This window comes from Chitinophaga sp. (assembly GCF_035538455.1).
Classification (GTDB): domain Bacteria; phylum Bacteroidota; class Bacteroidia; order Chitinophagales; family Chitinophagaceae; genus Chitinophaga.
Window position 1 is genome coordinate 1 of the sequence record NZ_DATLKJ010000202.1, and the last position, 18981, is coordinate 18981.

Below are 18981 nucleotides of genomic sequence, written 5' to 3' on the forward strand. Positions count from 1 at the left end.
GATAAAGCCAGATGCTCCTTTCAAAAGCCTCTCGGATAAACTCTACAAGATACATCTCCGGCATAAGGCAGAAGATACAGACGTGGAGTATCTCTTTCAGCCATTGAAGGAGCTGCACCTGCACAACCCGGATGGTTCGCCGGGCGGGATGGAAACAGTGAAGATTTTTATCGTGGTGGCGTTGCTGATATTGGTGATCGCCTGTATCAATTATGTGAACCTCTCCACGGCGAGAGCTACGCTGCGTTCCAGGGAAGTGAGCATGCGTAAGGTGATAGGCGCGGCGAGGAGCCAGCTGTTCATGCAGTTTATCATTGAAACACTGCTGCTGTTTCTATTCGCAGTGGCGTTGTCACTATTATTGATTCATGTACTGTTGCCTGCCTTCAATCTGTTGTCGGGCAAGGAGCTGGTGTTTAACCTGGCAGATAGACAGGTATGGTTGCTGTTGTTGATCACGTTTGCAGGCACACTCGCTGCATCGAGTATATATCCGGCTCTGCTGCTCTCTTCTTTTGAACCGCTGAGAGCCTTGCAGGGAAGGCTTACTGCGGGCATGGGCAATGCTGCATTCAGAAAGGGACTGGTGGTAACGCAATTTGTATTTTCGGTGATTCTGATAACCGGTACGCTGGTCATTGGCAGACAACTGCAATATATTCAGTCAAAGGAACTGGGCTATGATAAAAGCTATGTGTTTACTTTCTCCATGCGCAACATGAAGGATCACTATGAGGTTGTGAAGGACGAATTGTTGAAGCAACCCGGGATACAGGATATTACCAGGGCCAATGGCAACATTGTGGCAATGGGCAATATCACCGGAAACAGCGACTGGGATGGCAAAGCAGCCAACCAGACATTTATCGTGCATCCGATGTCGGTAGATAAAAGTTTCATTCCCTTCTTTAAAATGAAGCTGAAAGAGGGACAGCCTTTCAGGGGGGGCGCCGCTGATTCGGGGCATTACATCCTGAATGAAGCGGCGGTGAAGGAGATCGGGATGAAAGACCCTATAGGTAAGCGTTTTGCACTGTGGGGTATCCAAGGTACTGTGACGGGCGTTATCAGCGACTTTCATTTTACTTCTATGAAAGAGAAGATAGGTCCTGCTGTGTTGTATAGCTTTCCCCATGAATGCGAGCTGATGTACGTGCGCACCAGTGGTAAAGACGCTGCTGCCGCTATAGGGGCCGTCAATAAGATCTTCCGCCGTTACAACGGTGATTACCCATTCCGCTATGACTTTCTCGATGAGGTATTCAACCAGCTGTACAGGTCTGAGCAGCGTACCGGCTCATTATTCTCTTTGTTTGCGGGCATCGCTATCCTGATCTCCTGCCTGGGATTATTGGGACTCGCCACTTACACGGCGCAGGTGCGTACCCGTGAGATTGGTGTCAGGAAAGTGCTGGGAGCCAGTATTGTCAGCATTATTCAGCTGCTGGCAAAAGACTTTATCTCGCTGGTGATCATTGCTATTATTATTGCGGTGCCGCTGGCATGGTATATTATGGGCAAGTGGCTGCAGGATTTTGCCTACCGTGTAAATATGGGCTGGCAGGTATTTGCGGCAGCGGGACTCATTGCTGTTTTCATTGCGCTGATCACCATTTCCTATCAGTCCGTGAAGGCGGCTGTGGTCAATCCTGCAGCCAGTCTGAAAGGCAATTAGCCTGCGGACATTTACATCAGAATATTGTTCATAGCAGGAACCGGTGCAGGTAGCTCTTTTTCGCCCAGCATCTCCCGGAGGTCTATCTCTATGGTCCGGCTCATAGAAGTGATGGGTACATCGTTGGCGCCGCCTTCAAAGGGATTCTCTGTGCTTTCACCCACTTGTTCCAGGGACGTGAATACCCAGCCTACTACTACAGTAAACGGGATGGTCAGCCATGCGCCGTGTTCCCCGAGCTTTGCAAATTCATTCAGCAGGCCGAAAGGGAGCGAGTAGGTCAGGAGCCGGATGAAGAACAGATTGATACTTGCAAACTGCCGTGGATAGGGGAAGTTCTTGATGCGTTCACATTTACCCTGTTGTTCGTAGAGTTCTTTCAGCATATTTTCCATCTCTACATAACAGAGCGTATCGAGTTTACCGGTGGCATTCAGTTCTTTCAGGTGATCGGATTGCAGCGCAATCAGTTGTGTGGCGCGGTTCTTCCTTTGGAGGATGTAAGCTTTCTCGCTGTCGGACAGGAAAGGTGTGAGTTCATCTTCCAGGTTGTTTTCCCATTCCTGCACATGGTAGAATTTTGTGTAGGAGATGTTGTAGGCTTTGGTTTTGATATTTTCCCAGCTGCGCGATTCTCTCAGCTGGAAGCGCAACGCGGTCATCCAGGCGATATGCCGGTAGATGAAGGTACGGTGTAGCCGTTGTTCTTCTTCGTTATTGGCGTTCCTGATATACCCGGTTACCATTATCCCCCAGGCGCGGCTGCTGTTTACAATACCGCCCCAGATGGTCCGGGCTTCCCACATCCGGTTGTAGCTCTGGGTGTTTTTGAATCCGGCAATAAAGGCGGCGGCGGTGCCTATCAGGGCAATCGGCACCCAGGGGATGCCTACCCATTTCCAGCCGGCCAGCTGATATAGCAGGGTAGGAATAGCGGCTATCAGCATCAGTTTAAGGATGTCTCTGCGGGTCCAGATCAAAAATTCGCGGATCTTGTAATTCCGTCCTGTAAACATGTAATGTGTTTTTGTTGGATGATGAATAAAATCAACTGCTGGTACGGGACGAAAATTTACTGATGAGGATGCCGACCAGTACTACAGTATAGAACTGCCCCGCGATACCGAACAGGGATGTGATCAGTTTGGTGCAAGCTGTATTGGGTACAATGTCGCCGAAGCCAATGCTGGTGATTGTGATGCTACAGAAGTAGACCAGGTCCATATAGGTGGCTGCGGGACCTGAAATGTCCACGCCTTTGAATACGGTTGGATCGCGGTATAACAGCGACTGCAACAGGAATACGCTGATCTCTATCAGCAGCAGGTAGCCGCATGCAGCAGCGGAGATGATGTCTGTATTGATGTAACCCGGCTTCACGAGGAAGCGCATAATCTCCCAGAAGATGAAGATATAGAATATCACATAGGCAGTACACAGGTAGGGCATGAACCCCCTGATATTCCTGATCAGCGGGAGACATAACGGTAACGCTACTACGGCTATGAACAGCACATACCGGGTGATGCTTTTCCACCTGCTTTTCCCGACAAATACGCTCACGCTGGCCAGCCCCAGTATAATCATATTGACGGGCCATATTACATGCGTATAGAAGGGGAGGTCGGAAAGAAAAATACCGATGAAAAGGTGCTGCAGTAGTGCCGCCAGTAACACTTCATATTTCTGTTTTCGCAGAAAAGCTATAATATGCTTCATGTATGACAATACAGTAAAGATGAACATTCACCAGTTCCCGCGCAACAGGATAGCGGGGTATAACAGGTTAATCCATCCAAATATAATTAAATCCCGGAATAAAGATAGGGTGCGTTGAAACACTGCATATGGTGAACTTTCCAGAGAATAACTGTCAGGTGTTAGCTGTCTGGCTAACACCTGACAGTTAACGGCTATTACTGATACTTTACAATGGTATCCGTGATGGGGAAGCCCTTCACATAGTCGCCACCGAGATCGAATATCATCATGCCTCCCTTTTTGCCTTGTGTGGGCTGCCACAGCGTAGACGCCTTCACATTAGGCCCTGTGGAGGTGCTGCGGAAGCTGGCTTCCGCTGATACGCCGAACAGGATCTGATTCACCGGAACGCCTGCATTGACGATGCTGGTGAATGTGCTTTGATTGGAACCGGAGCTTACTGCCCAGTAGTTCATGGTGGCTACGTAGTCGAAGCATCCCTTTGTACCTTTCAGCACATTGAAGCCATCTGACATATATACCACCGCAGAAAGTATTTTACCGGTACCGGACAGCGGCCCGAAATACTTTGAGAGGCTTTTGGTCATGTTGATATCGTTGGTTAGTACGGAGCTGCTGCGGCCTTCAATATCAAGGTCGATACCATCCAGTTTCCAGGTGTCTACTACCAGTTTCCTGGCGGCAAGCGCCACGCTGTCGTAGGGGATGGTGGTGTTGTAGTCATTGGGCATGAACAGGGATACGGTTACTTTAAAGCCCTGGCTTTGAAGTATGTGTGCAGTATCCAGTATTTTATTGAAATTCTTGCCGGTGGAAGTCATCAGGCGGGTGTCTATCACCTGTGTGCCGGTACTGTCGTGCAGGCCGCCGGCGAAGAGAATTGCCAGTGGTATGGTCTTAGGGATGTCTTTCAGTGGCATCACGTCGTCGGCGCCGGCGTAGGGCAGCCAGTAGGCGGCCACTTTAGGCACGAAGGGTGACGTAGCGGTAGCGGCAAGGGACATCGCTGTAAGTGCTTTGTTGCCATCAAGTTCCGACAGATCTTGTTTCGCGGAATTCTCTTTAGAACAGGCCGTTGCGAGCAACAAGAGTGCAAGGCCGGCCAGCAGCGGGAAACGGGAATTTCTCTTCGTTTTCATCGGTGAAATTTTAAGGTGATAAAATGCGGATAATGGATAAACAAACGAATCAACGGTTAACCTATAGTGATAAATGTGCGTCTGGCAGTCTGTAATGATAAAGACGAAGAGAAGGGAGGGAAGGAGTATCCGGAGGAGAAATATTTAGGTATTTAGGTATGTGGTTATGTTGCTATTTAAAATGCAGCGGAGATAGTGTTTGGTCAATATAAAAATAAACAAAACATATTCTCCGCTGCATTTTAAATAGCAACATAACCACATACCTAAATACCTAAATAACTACATAAATCAGTACATCCCCAGTTCCGCGATGGCGGCGAACTGGGTGCCGTCGTAGGCGGTTTTGGCGATCAGTTTGAAGTAACGGAATGACAGTGTTGTGCTGAAATCCAGGTACTGCGGTCCGTTCACTTTGGGCACGACGAAATTGCCTGCGGAGGTGAAGTTTACGCCATCGTTGCTATACAGCAGTTCTATATCTTTTACGGCCCTTGACAGTCCTGAGCGGTGGGTGTAGCTCAGGCCCTTTACTGTTTTAGCGGCGCCCATATCCACTACGAGTTCGTGCGGATAAACGGCTGCGCTGCTGGACCAGCGGGAGTGCCAGTAGGTAGTATTGTTGTTGTCGATGACGTTGATGGCAGCGCCACTTTCGCTGGCTGTTTCTTCAGAGCTGAAGGAAGCAACGTTCCAGCCCTGTTTGCTGATTTCATCACGGGTGCTGAAATTAAGCACAGGGATACCGCCCACAAACTCGTAGTTGTAGATGGTTTCTGTTACGTTGCCGTTGTCGTGCACCAGTTTAACTTTCAGTTCGTAAGGACTGCCATCTTTATACTTGAATTCTGAGATGGGCATTTCTACGTAGAAGCTGTCGGCACCGATGGCTTTGGATTCCCAGGTAACGGCGTTGTAGTCGCGGTTAACGCCGGTGCCTTCGTTATTTACGTTGGGATCGTTGTAATATACTACGCTGTTTACTTTTACATCGGAGGTGAATCGTCCGGATACCACGATGGCTTTCTTTACATCGTTGTATGCAGCGTGGATGCGATCCAGTTTGGCTTTTACCGGACCGTAGTAAGTGTGGTTGTCTTTATTGAATACCTGGTTCACATTCAGAATAGCAGCATCTGTGGCGGTGAGGAAGGTGGGGCTTTTGCCGAGGGTACCGTTGCCGGCCCACATGAGCGCCATGCCGAGGGTGGCGTTTTCGGAAACTTTCTGGCAGTTGTGGGGGAGGTTGAGGCCATGTCCCAGTTCATGCATCATACCGCCGAACCATACGCTGAAGCGATTGCCTTCTGTGTCTGATTTGCCGAGGTTTTTGATGTCCATGCCTTCGTAGTCGAGTGCATAGCACCATCTGCCTGTGCCATAGAATGGGCCGCCACTGGGTGTTCCATCGGGTTTGAATTCGTAGCGTGGTATGATTACGAGTGTGTGTTCACTGGTTTGTTCTTCAGGATGCGCGGTAAAGTAAGCCTTGATTTCTGCGGACATGGCGCCGGAGCCACCGGAATACGGATAGCTGGCTTTAGGCTTGGAACCGCGTATGGTAATGATTTTTACGAGGCTGTCGTTGCTGACGAACATGCCGAACGTTTTACCGGGGTAGCCGTTGCGGGCCATTTCACTTTTGTACCAGTTCTGTCCCCATAGCATGAGTTTACTCAGGCGGGTCTGGTAACCGGGTAGTGTGTCGAGGTCATTTGGTACGAAATAGATGATGTTCAGGTTGTGAATATGGTTGCTGCTATAGTTGCCGGAAACGACCGTGGTGTCTGTCTGTGGAGGAGAAATAACTTCCGACAGGTTTTTCTGACATGCGACCATTCCTATTACAGGAAGCATCAGCAGTAACAACTTTTTTTTCATAGTGGTGTGGTTTAAGGTTAATATTTACGGTTACGGATAAAACAGTACTGTGTCCTGCTGTCAGCAGAACATTAAACAGAACACTCCTTAAAGGCAGACGGTTATACCCTGATGGTATACACTACTCCCGACATAAACTAAAGTGGTGAGAATAAAACATGAACCGGAAACACGGGTAACGTGTTGGGAAGTGGATATTCCGCTCTTATGCCTTCAACAATAATCAGCTTGGTTGATGTAATTAATTGCTCACTGTATTAAGTGTCAAATTAACGCGTAACGATTATATAAACAAATAAAACTGTGATTTATTTCCCGTGGGATGTAAATGCGCCATCAGGAAGGGGCTTTCAGGCGGTATATACCTGGGATACTGCTATCATACGTATAGTAATATGGGAGTAAAGGTGGACTTGATGCGGAGGTGTGTTACGGATGTGCGGCGGCGGTAGCGTATGTCAGAGAAGAGACGGGCGGCAGATGAGACACATGCAAAGGTAACCGCAGGTTTAATCTGCGGGCAGGTGTGTGGAGTGTAAGGTTTAATGGTAGTTATGTTTGATCATCAATATCTGGTTGTCAGGCGGGAGGGGGTTTATTCCCTTTGGATGATGGGAGGAAGGTAGAAGACTGGTGCGGCGGCTGCTATTCTTTCAGGCGCCGGCCTTAGCCCAGGGTGTTGCTGACGGGTTGGTTTATGGAGGGGCTGCTGCGTTTGTGGAGGCTGTACGGCAATAATATCGGCGGCGAGGTACTTTGCGTTACGGGAGGGAACATCATCCAGGAGGGCTCTTATTTGGAGGATGACCACCAGTGTTCCTTTGCCGGGGATGTCTACATCGCAGGCTGCGCCTTCAAAAGGCTCTCCGGTTTTTACGGTGAATGCGGCGCTTTCGGTACCGGTTACCTGGTGTGTGGCGAAATGGATACGGGCGGCGATCACTTTTATTTCCAGGGCACTGATGCCTTTGTATACAGGCAATGTTTGCGGCGGAATATGGAGTATACCGTTCCGGGAAAGCCTGGGCGCTGATACGAGGAACTTGTCTGTTCCTGTCTGCCGGTTGAACCGGAAGCTGGTGAGGCTGTTGGTGTCCCTGCCGGCGGAGGGAATGAGGGCGCTGGTGAGCCGGTTGATATGTCCGCTGTCGTAGTGAACATCGAGCTTGCCGGTGAAGGCGTTGCGGATGAGCGCTCCGTTTTTGCTGGCCATGCCGAATCGTTGTGCGGCGCGGCGGGTAGCGGTTGTTTGCCGGACATTTGCGGGCATGCTGCGAACAAAGTATTCGCTATTGCGGCGGTAACCTATCAGGTTGCCAAGCTTGCCCGTGAAGGTGAGGATAGAAGTTTGCTTTGCCATTACAAAAGATATTGATCTTACTTAAAGATAAGATTTCCAGTGCGCCATGGTTATGCGTATTGTACCGGATGTTTATTGCGACGGGGCGTGTGATATTGTGTGACCTGACTATTCCGAATTTTCAGTATTTTTTGAAAATTCGGAATGGTTTACGTAGATTTGCGATAACAATTTTCAACATCTTCTATACTTATCATTCAAAAAACATTTCTTATGAAACCATGGATAGGAAGGGCCGTGATCATCATCGGCATCATTCATAATGTGGTGGGTATTTTTCTTTTCCGGAAGGTATTGCAGGCTATTTTTTCTGAGGGGTTGCTGAATAGCATCCATGGGGAGTGGGACCGGGAAGCCGCTTTCTGGTTTATTATTTCAGGCTTTATGATGATGATAGTGGGTGGGTTGATTCAGCGTGCGGAGCGGGAGCAGCGTGCATTACCTGATTTTCTGGGATGGGGTATGCTGGCTATGGTGATAGTAGCCGTATGTATAATGCCAGTGTCTGGCTGGTGGTTGTTGCTGATCCCGACAGGCGGTGTTATATGGAGAAGCAGAAAGGTTTTCAGGCCATCCTCTTTTTATTGAGGGATTTTGAGATTTTGAGATTTTGTGATGTAGGTATTTGAAATGCAGCAGAGATCAATATTTATTGATTTTTTATAATAAAAAACTTGCCTTTCAAATTCCTACATCACAAAATCCCTCAATATTAATTATTCTCTGGAAGTACAGATTCTTTTAATACTACTACTTCTGTTTGGGTCCATTTGTCGTGCCAGGGGTGGCAGGGATTGCCAAAGGCGCTGAATACTTCAAAAGGCACCATCCGGGAGAGTCCTCTTTTAAAGCCGGTAGCGAAGCTGATTTCTGTACCGTCATTGTTTACGGCTCTGGTGCCAGTGATCAGTTTACCGAGGCTTCTGCCTTTGAACAGGCCTTCTACGAGCCCCATGAAGAGGCCATATAGCACTAATCCAAGGAGCCTGTCCAGGTATTTAAAGCCGGGGCTTTCGTCGTCGAATAGTGCCATTACGTAGGGATTGACAACTGCCAGCATCATGAAGAGCAGGAAGATAAATGCGTAGAAGACGAGCATGTCAATGAGGTAATTAGCCAGCCGTTTGCCTGTGCTGGCCATGACCAGGTGGTATTCCTCCTGGAGGAAATTGTCGGTTAGTTCCATAAGTATAGCTTTTTACAGAATAGCTGGGACGAAGATAGGTTTTCAGTTTTAATAAGAGATTATCGAGTGAAGAATTCCGGCGGGGTATAACGGCAATGCATATACGCCCCTGTCCATCTGAGGTGGGCAGGGGCGTATTTTTTTAGTTCTTAGGGGGTGTCATGCGGGTGGATACGCCGATTCTTGTCCAGGCGTTGATGGCGATGATGGCCATGATCAGCTGGGCGAGTGTTTGCGGATCGAAGAGGCGGGCGGCGGCTTCGTAGGTGGCGTCAGAGAGGCCGTTATGGATGAGGGTGATTTCTTCGGTCATTGCCAGTATGGCTTGCTCTTCTTCGGTAAAGAAAGGTGTTTCGCGCCATGCTGTAAGCGCATAGAGCCGTTGTTCTGTTTCTCCCAGTTTCCGGGCGTCTCTGGTGTGTGCATTTATGCAATAGGAGCAGCCGTTGAGTTGGGCTGTTCTGATCCTGATAAGCTCGTGCTGGATGGGTGTTAACTTAGTGGTGGCCAGATAGTTTTCGAACGCATACATCACTTTGTAGGCTTCGGGTTCCACTTCTTTAATACGGATTCTGTTGCTCATAATTTTGTTTTTTGATACAACAAAATTACCTGGGTAGCTGACCTGAAAAATTGAAGTACTTTAAGAAATTCATTTGTTTTTTTTACTTCTCACGGTGCTGATAAATTCGGGGGTAAGTCCCAGGAAGGAGGCGAGCATATATTGCGGCACCTGCTGTACAAATTCAGGGAAGGAGCGGGCGAAGTTATGGTAACGTTCCTCACCGCTTTTGCAGAACATGTAATACATCCTTGTGAGGGAGGCGTCGTAGGCACGTTGGAGCACGAGTCTGAAGTAGGTTTCCAGTGCGGGTATTTCCCTGAATAATATTTCCTGTGCGGCCAGATCCATCATTGCTATTTCTGTGTCTTCCGTGGCCTGTATGTAATAGAAAGAAGGCTTTTTACTTTCGAAGCTATGATGGTCAGACATCCACCAGCCGGGAATAGCGAACTGAATGATCTGTTCGCCGCCATTGTCTTTCAGCACGTATTGCCTCAAGCATCCGGATACGACGAAATAGCGTCCGTCGCAGATATGTTGCGGTTTCAGCAGGTATCCTTTTTTCCTGACTTTCAAGAACTGCATCTTAGCGATCAGCAGTTGCTGGTCGTTTTCCGTGAGCGACACAAATTTGCTGATGTGCTGAAGCAGGTTTTCATGCATATACGTCTTGCAATTTATTCCTGCCAAAGGTAATATTTACCAGCGAGGGTTTCTCGCAAAGGCACAAAGAGAGCAAAGAGAGCAAAGGATATTTTAAGTTTATTAAGACTATTTAATAGTGCCCGACAATATTTACGGACTATCAAAGAGCTCTTTGCTAACTTAAAAATATCCTTTGCTCTCTTTGCGCCTTTGCGAGAAATTACCTGCCGCCTTTGTAAATATCCCAGTTGACTTCATCGGCGGGTCTTTCGAGTTGTGTGAAGACGCTGCCCTGGTCGAGTGCTACGGGGATTTCATTGAGCCGGTTGTAGCGGCGGAGGTCTATCCAGCGATGGCCGGCAGGTTCAAACCACAATGAGTACCTGCGCTGGAACAGTATTTCTGTGATGAGGGCTGGTGTATCCTGTGCGCCGGTGTAAGCCGGCAGACCTGCAGCGGCACGTATGCGGTTAATTGCTGCAACAGCGTCCTGTGGTTGATGCAGTTGTGCTTTGGCTTCTGCATAGATGAGTACCAGCTCTTCATTCCGGATGTAGGGAATGGGGCTTGTATTCTGTATCCAGCGTTTGTCCTGGTACTGGCTGGATAACGGTACCGCACCTACGGTATTGATCAGTGGTTGTTTTCTTACAAAGAATTTCTCTGTTACTCTTTTATCGCCGGGCAATGCATCTGCAACAAGAGAGGGATGTACTACGGGTATCCCGCTGAAACTGCCATCCGGCAGGTAGTAGAGCGGGTTGAATCCATCCGGCGGCGCGCCGTATATGTGAGCGGGTCCGGCTTGCAGGTTGCCGTTCAGATCAAAGAAGGAGCCGGAGAGTGCATCCAGTGCGCCCTGCCAGTCCTGCTGGTAAATGGCGGTGCGGGCGGCGAGAGCACGGTTGATTTTTGCCAGCCCGGCGGGTGTGCTGTAGTTACTGTACCCGGCTGTAAGCCTGAATGGCAGCGTGTTGCCAGCCTGTGTTAATGCTTTGTAACCACTGTCCAGCACATTCCTGATGGCTTTTAATGCTTCTTCGTAAGTCACGAAGGCGCCGGGATTCAGTTCATCGTTTACCTGTATGCGTATGCCGCTTTTATATTGACTGTTGGCGGGAATAAGATACTGGTATCCCTGTATGGTAAGTGCGAACCCGATGTAGGCGGGCTTTTCGGCGTCACCGATTGTATGGGTGTTGTTGACTGCGCTGATGAGTACATTTGCCTGTTTGATGGTTTGGTAAGGCGCTGCATATGCCGTGAAGACGCCGTAGAAGTTGGCGTCTGGTTTGCGGCCGCCCTGGCCCAGCCAGAACTGTACGTTTCTTGAATCAGCTGAGTTGAAATACCATACCTCCCTGCCGAATGTGCCAAACGCGATGGAGGCGGTGAAGAGGTATTCCCTGCTGCGTGCTTCCAGGCCGGTAACCAGGCTTTGCAGCTGATTGCGGGAGGCGTTGGTGGTAACACTTGTTACGGAGGGGTTGTTGGGATCTGCAACAGGGTCCAGTTTGCAGGAACCCAGTGTCATTGCAGCAAGTATAAATAGCGTAGTGATTTTATTTTTCATCATCAGTATTTAAGAAATTAGAAATCTACTTTCACATTAAACAGGATACGTTTGGAAGACGGATATTGAAAGAGGTCTGTTCCTGCGTTGATGGCCTGTGTTCCGAAGTTGGATGCTTCCGGATCATAGCCGGGGTAGCTGGTGATTGTAAACAGGTTGGTGGCGGATACGCCGATTTTCACCTGCTCTACAACATTTCTGAAAGCACCGCTGATTAAAGACTTCGGGAGGGTATAGCTGAGGCTTACTTCGCGGAGGCGGAGGTAACCTGCATCCTGCACGTATACGCCTGCACCGGCGCCTTGTCTGTCTTTCCCGTTAGGTACGCCGTTGTGGTTATAATCGTCGTTCCAGTCTTTGGTAGTACCGCCGTTGTCTGTGTTATACAGTGTGATGTTCAGCAGGTCGCCGCCTTTTTTCCAGTGTAGCAGAAACGAGAAGTTGAAGTTGTGGAGGAACTGTATATCGTTGTAAAGAGAGCTTTGGAAATCGGGCTGTGAATTACCGTATAAGGTGTATTCTCCCGGTTTTGTTTGAGGCACGCCTACGATGGTGGTAGGTGAATAGCCTTTCCGGATGAGGTAAGTGCCAAAGGTAGGACCATAGGAACCCATTGTATAAGAAGGTACATCCAGTCTTGTGAGCTTGCTGGTATTTTTCCAGAAGAGGAGGCGGCTGGTCCAGGTCAGGTTGCGTGTGGATACGGGGACACCGCTGACGGCTATTTCCACGCCTTTGTTCACCAGTTCGGCAGCGTTGATTTTCTTGGTGGTGATGCCGGTGGAAGAAGCGAGGGTAAGATTCTGTATCAGGTCAGTGACACGCTTACTGTAATAAGTACCTTCAACGTTGAGGCGGTTGTTGAAGAAGCCGGCGTCGATACCTAGTTCCAGTTCTCCGGCGCGTTCCGGTTTAAGATCCGGGTTGCCTGCAACACCTGATACTTTGGAGCCTATCAGTCCGCCGTTGATGGCGGGGAGGAGAGAGCTGTAAGTATCGCCAAAGGAAGCGAGGCCGCCGGTTTGTCCGTAAGCAGCTCTCAGTTTAAGTTGTGAGATGGTGTGTGATTTCCAGAAGCTGAATTTGTTGACATTCAGCGCTACGGATGCTTTGGGAAAAGCGTAGTATTTGTTTGCGTCGCCGTTGAGTGTTGATTTATCGAAACGTACGCCGAGTGTGGTGATCAGTTTATCGTCGAAGTTCACTTCTTCCTGTGCCACGATACCGGCATCTCTTACTTGCTGATCGTATTGTTGCAACAGTGATTGTACGGCTGCCTGTGAGATATTCTGTTGTTTGGCTACGAGTCCCTGTCCGCGGTTAAGTGTGCTATTGGATTTTGTTTCCAGGAATACGGTTCCGGCCTGTGTGCTGAAGTTGATTTTACCGACTGTCTGCTGATAGAGGAGGAAGGCCTGCAGGTTGGTGTTGATAGCGTTTTCCTGCCCTAGTACGATGTCGCCGGGATAAGCTTCACTGCGTTGCGCCTGGAGATCGTCGGGGAAGTATACTTTCGTGCGGCTGCTGAGGTAATCGACGCCGCCTTGTACGGCTACGGAGAGGCTGCTGCGGGCATTGCTGAGGAGTTGGATATTCAGTTTGCCTGACTGTATGAAGCGGTTCACGTTAGCGTTGTTGATTGCTTTGTCGCGGAGTGCCAGTGGATTTTCGGATTCCGGGTACGGATTGTCGGGGTAGTTGCCTGCGGCATCCGGGAATGGGTTGAAATAGTTGGGAGTGTAGCCGATGATATAGCCAAGGCTGGCGCCGGCGTTGTTTTCATTGCCGGTAAAGCCTCTGTCGGTGTTGCTGTTGATATAGTTTGAGTTGATGGAAAAGCTGATGTGTGTGCTCAGCTGGTGATCGAGGTTGAGGCGGATGGATCTGCGTGCGAAGCCGGTATGTTTGATGATGCCGTTTTCTTTTGACAGGTTACCGGAAACGTAAAACTTTGTTTTCTCTGTTCCGCCGGAGATATTGAGATGTGTGTTGGTGAGCAGTGGTGTTTCGCCGTACAACATCTTTTCATAATTGAAGGGGCCGCCGTTGGCGAGTGCGTTGTGGTAGCGCTGTATTTCCTGTTCCTGGCGGGAAGTGGGGAAGAACTGGCGTATTTTGTTTTCATCCCAGGGGGCGCTGCCTATGTAGTGTTGTATTCTGGCGAAGCCGATTTCCTGGCCCAGGCTTACACGGGTGCGTCCTGCTTTTCCTTTTTTGGTGGTGATGATGATAACGCCGGCATTGGCGCGGGCACCATAGATGGCGGATGCAGAGGCGCCTTTCAATACTTCCACGGTGGCGATATCATCGGGGTTGATGTCGGCCAGCCTGTTAGCAGCATCGTCTTCATCTTTGCCGCCTGCGCCGGTGATGGTGGATCTTCCGGTGCGTATTACGCTGTTGTTGAGGTATACACCATCGATGATGTAGAGCGGCTGTGAAGCGCCCTGGAGGGAGCTGATACCGCGCAGCTGTACGGAGAGGCCACCGCCGGGGGCGCCGCTGTTGCTTTTGATGTCGGCGCCGGGGAGTTTACCGTAGAGCGCATTATCGAGCGTTTGTGGTGTGGCAGTGCCGGTGAGTTCTTTTGCAGAGATGGAAGTCACCGCATTGGCCAGGTTGGCGCGTTTGGTGGCAGAGGCAAGTCCGGATACTACTACTGCGTCGAGTGATTTTACATTCTCTGTGAGTTGTACGAGCAGTTTCCGGTTGTCTGTAACCTTAACATCCTGTGGGAGGAAGCCGATGAAGTTGAAGGTGAGCACATGTGTGCCTTGCGGGAGCGATAGTCTGAACGCGCCCTGATTATCTGTGATGGCGCCGGTAGTACTTCCTTTCACGGTAATGGTGACACCCGGAAGCGGAGCGGCGTCTGTGGCTGATCTCACCTGACCGGTGATGGCGTTGTCCTGTGCTGCTATTGCCTGTGATAACAGCAGGAGCATGCACAGGAAGTGCAGCATTTTTTTCATTTGCATAGTTCTGTTTATTGAAAATGTATGGTTGACTGACGGACATGACATTCCCTGTTCCGTTGTTACGGAAGAAAAAAGCATGAAGCAGATCGTGATGCTGGCTGTGCTGATGGTGGGATTGACAGCAACAACAAGAGAAGCCGGTTATGCTGTTATGCTACAGCATGTACAGTAATTGTTCTGGTGCATAGTTTCGTTTCCTGGCGGCAAAACTAGGGCAATTTTATAAGTCTACAAAATTTGTGGACTAAAAGAATTTTATGCTGGCGCAGCAGTGCATAAGAAAAGGCTATTGGTGGGTGAAGATGAACCAGCTGGGGTTGTGGCGTATCAGCAAAGCGATCCCCCATACCAGTAACGCCATACCGAGGAGGCCCCAGGCTTCGCGGTTTTTCCATTTCCACCATCCCATTAGTTTGGGCAGTTCCCAGTAGCGGATGAGGATGTAGAGGATAAGACCGCCCATGCCTGTCCAGGTAACTGGCAGTGAGCCGGTTTGTGAGCCGGCCAGTATTACCCCAAGAATGAACGCTACGGTAAGAATCTGCATCCAGCTATAATTACGGATGCCGCAGCGGGTAACGTCTTCTATGGACAGCATCAGGAATGCAAGGATGAGGAATCCTGTGAGCATGAGCAGGGTGGGTGCAGCCTGAACAGGGAGGAGCAGCATAACAACCCAGGCTGCCAGCGAGATGACTACGTAGGCGGCTACACGTTGATCTTTTGCCCGGATGCTGTAGTGGCTGAACGGAAAGAGTATTCTGCTGAGTGGCGCTTCAATGGTGCGTAGTGGCGGGAGTGTAAAGATGGCGGTCATCAGGGGGATGATCAGTTCATATGGATACCATTTGTCGGGGCATGCGTTGATCAGCCAGGCTACGGCAGCCGTTGTCAGGAGATCAGGAACGGAGACATGGAGGAATGCTTCCAGTGGTTTGCTTTCATGGCGCAGGCTGTATCTGACGGCATTTGTATAGTCGTGGATCTGGTATCTGCGTGTAAGGATGGCTGTTAGTTGCGCCCACCCTACAAACAGGGCGGCATGTATGATAATGGTGCGTACTACGGTGTCGCCTATACGTGGGCCTAACCAGATGCTAACGATGGACAGCAGCAGTAGTTCCCAGGTAAGCATGCGGGGCGAGAACAGCCGGCGGAACAGGGGAGAGAAGTAGCGGATCAGCGCCTGTAGTATAGCATCCCAGTAACGTTTCAGCAGCAACACAATGGCTACAGCGCCCGCCAGTGCCGCCAGGCCTGTGAGTAGCCGGGAAGCGGTGAATACGCCTCTCAGCGCCTGCAACCGCGAGGGTTGCTTTACAGCATATTCCAGGTTTGTATTTACCAGGAGTTCCTGTGCCAGCAGGGCGCCTTGTTCGCGGGTGATGTTACCTGTTTCTTTCGCATGCTGCAACCAGAAGCGTTCTGCTTCTCCGGGAGCGGCATAGGTACGCAATACGGCGTATTGGTAGAAGAAAGTTTTCTGTCCCGGTGTGAGGGAAGACATGATCTCAGCCAGTTCTGTATCTGTAGCAAATGCACACTGGCAGGTGATTAACAATAAGAATAAAAAACGGATGATACGCATAGATGGCATCAAAAGTAGGGAAATATCGGTTAATCTATTTCTTCCCTGTCTTTGTTTCTCATAAATCCAAACTAATAGATCGATTTGTTCTTTTCTAAGTTTCTTCTCTAAATTTTTTGAACGAGCTTTTAGATAATTGGTGCTTAAATAGCAGTTACATTACTTAATTTAGGGTATCATGCTTGCTTTTGCCATCCGCACTGCTTATTTGTAATTCATTAGCCAGGTATTCCTGTTAAGTACCCTCAGAATAATTACTATGAAAAGAAATGAATTATCAGGCAGAAGCTTATCCAGAAATAATATTAGATCTATCAATTGCTTTATTTGCCAGAGATACACGGATGAATGTTAGCTGATATTCTAATCTCCCCACTAAAACATAAATAATGAAATCGAAATTTTACTCATTCAAAATAGCCGTATGGGTTATCATAACTTTTCTATGCTCTTCATCGGGCCGCTTGCATGCACAAATGTATGCCAGCAGCCAAACAAATGGGATCACCGGACTCTGTTTACTCTGCGGTGTCAGCAATCCCGATAATCCTGTAAACAATGCCAATCTCAACGATTATTCTGTTTTTAATATTACTGCTGGTTTGCTGGGTACAACTGTTTATCAGACGCTCATTTTCCCGACGGTCAGCACAATTGGTTGCGACTCATTGATCATCGGTATTGGCAGCAGCAATGCTTTACTTTCTCTCAACCTTTTCGGAGGAGTTACTGTACAAACATTTAATGGAACCACTGCAAATAATGATGCACATGTAGCAGACAGCAGCAGCTTACGTCTGCTGCAAAGCAACACAAGGGCGGAGATTATGCTTAAGCCGGTTAATGCTTTTGATCGTGTTAAGATAACCCTGAGTAGTACTTTATTAGGATTACTGAACTCGTTCCATCTCTATTATGCTTATCGCAAACCCAGCGTTACAACACCTGTTGCAGCAGATAGCTTTGCTGTCTGTTCCGGAGATTCTATAGCACTAACCGCTACAGGCGCAAGTAATGCAACTATCCGGTGGTATGATGCAGCCAGCGGAGGAACGTTTTTAGCTACTGGTCAGCGTTATATGGTTAAACCTGCGGCTACTACTACTTATTATGCAGAAGCTAATGCCGGGGGATGTAAAAGTATTCGTAAAGCAGTGTTGGTTATAGTAAATCCAAGACCCGCAAACCCGATATATACGGTCTCACAGGGAGTTGTTTGTAGTAATGAAATAATACGTGTCACTAATTATCAGCCTGGCATTAATTATAATGTAAAAGTTAAATATTTAGATTTTACCGGTACAGTACGAGACACTTCCTATTTAGTGAATAATTCGAACACAGTTGTTGTTGTAAACAATCATACATATGGTTCTCAGCAGGTGGAGGTGTATATTCAGGCTGTAGATGCCCTGACAGGTTGCAGGTCAGACAGCATTCACAAAACACTTATTTTCGGCGCAGCCGGCAAACTGCCGTCAGTGGATGCCGATAGTCTGGTTATTTGTTTTGATAAAAGTGCTACTTTACATGCCTACATCCCCCTGACAGATGTCCCTATTATTAGTTGGTATGATGCACCTACAGGAGGAAATCTGTTGCATAACGGAAACTATTTTACAGTAAAACCAGCTATAACTACTACGTATTATGCTGCGGCATCCGTTACTTGCGAATATCCGCAACGCAAACCTGTAAAGGTGATCGTAACAAAATTACCAGATCCGGATTATGTTGTTCCGGGAGGATTTTTATGTGGCGCTGTACGGAAATTTCCAGTATTAAATCATCAGACAGGCATTAATTATAATGTGCGGGTGAAATATACAAGTTCTGTAAATCCCAATCTGCTGGATACTTCCTTTGTTGTTGTTAACAAGGATACAATAACTTCGGTGATGCAACCTCAGCGATATCTTATGCGGGGGGATATCTATGTACAGGCAGTAAACTCACTTGACAGCTGCAAATCAGATACTGTACATCAGATATTTATTATTGGCGCTTCGTCCGTATTACCTAGTGTTGATGCAGATAGTGTCAGTATCTGTAAGGGCGACAGCATTACGTTACACGCTTATGTACCCGATACCAATGTACCTTTAATACGATGGTATAATGCCCCCAGTGCCGGCAATTTATTGTTTACCGGAAATTACTATAAAGTAAGCCCACCCATTACTACAACCTACTACGTTACTTCCGCATATGTATGTGATTATCCTGAGCGCAAATCCGTGAAAGTAACTGTAAAAAATTGCCCGGCACTGGTCTTGCTACGTTCAAAAAATGAAGGTATGCTTCCAGACATGACTTTTAAACGGCTGCAAATATTCCCGAACCCCAGCCATGGAAACATCTGGCTGGCTATAGGTAATAATGACATTACTGGTAGTCTGGTAATTATAAGAGATATGAATGGTCGAGAAATACAGCGGGAAACCTTAAGGAAGAGCAGCCTGAGTTTTTCGAAACAAATAATTACAGGTTTGTATTTCATTCAGGTTATTACTGTCAGAAAAGAAATTTATTCAGGGAAGGTATTTCTACAGCAATGATATGGTTGTAGTTAAAAACAGGAAGTCGTTTCGAATAGAGAGACGGCTTCCTGTTTTAATTTAAGGCAACAAGACGTGATGGATTAATTACACTTTTCCTGATGTAAATAA

At 48.2% G+C, this 18981-nt stretch carries 14 protein-coding genes; 3 read left to right on the forward strand and 11 right to left on the reverse strand.

Annotation, left to right across the window (positions count from 1 at the left end; translation table 11 throughout):
* Nucleotides 1-1675 (forward strand): FtsX-like permease family protein (locus VM802_RS24045; protein ID WP_325535424.1); only part of this gene is annotated, 1675 nt, incomplete at its 5' end.
* A gap of 11 nt (nt 1676-1686) precedes the next feature.
* Here the strand turns inward: VM802_RS24045 and VM802_RS24050 are convergent.
* The 5 genes from VM802_RS24050 to VM802_RS24070 all read right to left on the reverse strand — a co-directional run bounded on the left by VM802_RS24050 (nt 1687) and on the right by VM802_RS24070 (nt 7777).
* The gene (locus tag VM802_RS24050; protein WP_325535426.1) at nt 1687-2691 is read right to left on the reverse strand and encodes a bestrophin family protein; all 1005 of its coding nucleotides are present in this window, start codon (nt 2689-2691) and stop codon (nt 1687-1689) included.
* A gap of 31 nt (nt 2692-2722) precedes the next feature.
* Entirely contained in the window at nt 2723-3394 is a 672-nt protein-coding gene (locus tag VM802_RS24055; RefSeq protein ID WP_325535428.1) for a potassium channel family protein, read from the reverse strand.
* Between the two features lie 197 nt (nt 3395-3591).
* Complete coding sequence (locus tag VM802_RS24060; protein WP_325535429.1) at nt 3592-4536, reverse strand: EndoS/ChiA family endoglycosidase; 945 nt, start codon at nt 4534-4536, stop codon at nt 3592-3594.
* 291 nt (nt 4537-4827) lie between these two features.
* Nucleotides 4828-6417: a discoidin domain-containing protein gene (locus VM802_RS24065; RefSeq protein WP_325535432.1), complete on the reverse strand. Its 1590-nt coding sequence runs from the start codon at nt 6415-6417 to the stop codon at nt 4828-4830.
* Nucleotides 6418-7012: 595 nt separating this feature from the next.
* Nucleotides 7013-7777 carry a hypothetical protein gene (locus VM802_RS24070; protein WP_325535434.1) on the reverse strand — a complete coding sequence of 255 codons (765 nt, stop codon included), beginning with the start codon at nt 7775-7777 and terminating at the stop codon, nt 7013-7015.
* A gap of 213 nt (nt 7778-7990) precedes the next feature.
* On the opposite strand from VM802_RS24070, the gene VM802_RS24075 reads away from it, so the two are divergent.
* Entirely contained in the window at nt 7991-8365 is a 375-nt protein-coding gene (locus tag VM802_RS24075) for a DUF6463 family protein (RefSeq protein ID WP_325535436.1), read from the forward strand.
* A gap of 124 nt (nt 8366-8489) precedes the next feature.
* Here the strand turns inward: VM802_RS24075 and VM802_RS24080 are convergent, their stop codons facing one another.
* From VM802_RS24080 to VM802_RS24105, 6 genes are all read right to left on the reverse strand, one after another.
* Nucleotides 8490-8963 carry an RDD family protein gene (locus VM802_RS24080; protein ID WP_325535438.1) on the reverse strand — a complete coding sequence of 158 codons (474 nt, stop codon included), beginning with the start codon at nt 8961-8963 and terminating at the stop codon, nt 8490-8492.
* Nucleotides 8964-9105: 142 nt separating this feature from the next.
* Nucleotides 9106-9546 (reverse strand): carboxymuconolactone decarboxylase family protein, encoded by a 441-nt coding sequence (locus VM802_RS24085; protein WP_325535440.1) that lies wholly within the window; start codon nt 9544-9546, stop codon nt 9106-9108.
* A gap of 69 nt (nt 9547-9615) precedes the next feature.
* On the reverse strand, nt 9616-10191 hold the full coding sequence (locus tag VM802_RS24090) for a Crp/Fnr family transcriptional regulator (RefSeq protein ID WP_325535442.1): 576 nt from the start codon (nt 10189-10191) through the stop codon (nt 9616-9618).
* A gap of 202 nt (nt 10192-10393) precedes the next feature.
* A complete protein-coding gene (locus VM802_RS24095) occupies nt 10394-11749 on the reverse strand; it encodes a RagB/SusD family nutrient uptake outer membrane protein (RefSeq protein WP_325535444.1) in 1356 nt (451 codons plus the stop codon).
* A gap of 14 nt (nt 11750-11763) precedes the next feature.
* Nucleotides 11764-14718 (reverse strand): SusC/RagA family TonB-linked outer membrane protein, encoded by a 2955-nt coding sequence (locus VM802_RS24100; RefSeq protein WP_325535446.1) that lies wholly within the window; start codon nt 14716-14718, stop codon nt 11764-11766.
* A gap of 292 nt (nt 14719-15010) precedes the next feature.
* Entirely contained in the window at nt 15011-16312 is a 1302-nt protein-coding gene (locus VM802_RS24105; RefSeq protein ID WP_325535448.1) for a hypothetical protein, read from the reverse strand.
* Between the two features lie 602 nt (nt 16313-16914).
* Here VM802_RS24105 and VM802_RS24110 point away from each other — a divergent pair.
* On the forward strand, nt 16915-18870 hold the full coding sequence (locus VM802_RS24110) for an Ig-like domain-containing protein (protein ID WP_325535450.1): 1956 nt from the start codon (nt 16915-16917) through the stop codon (nt 18868-18870).
* Nucleotides 18871-18981 lie beyond the last annotated feature (111 nt).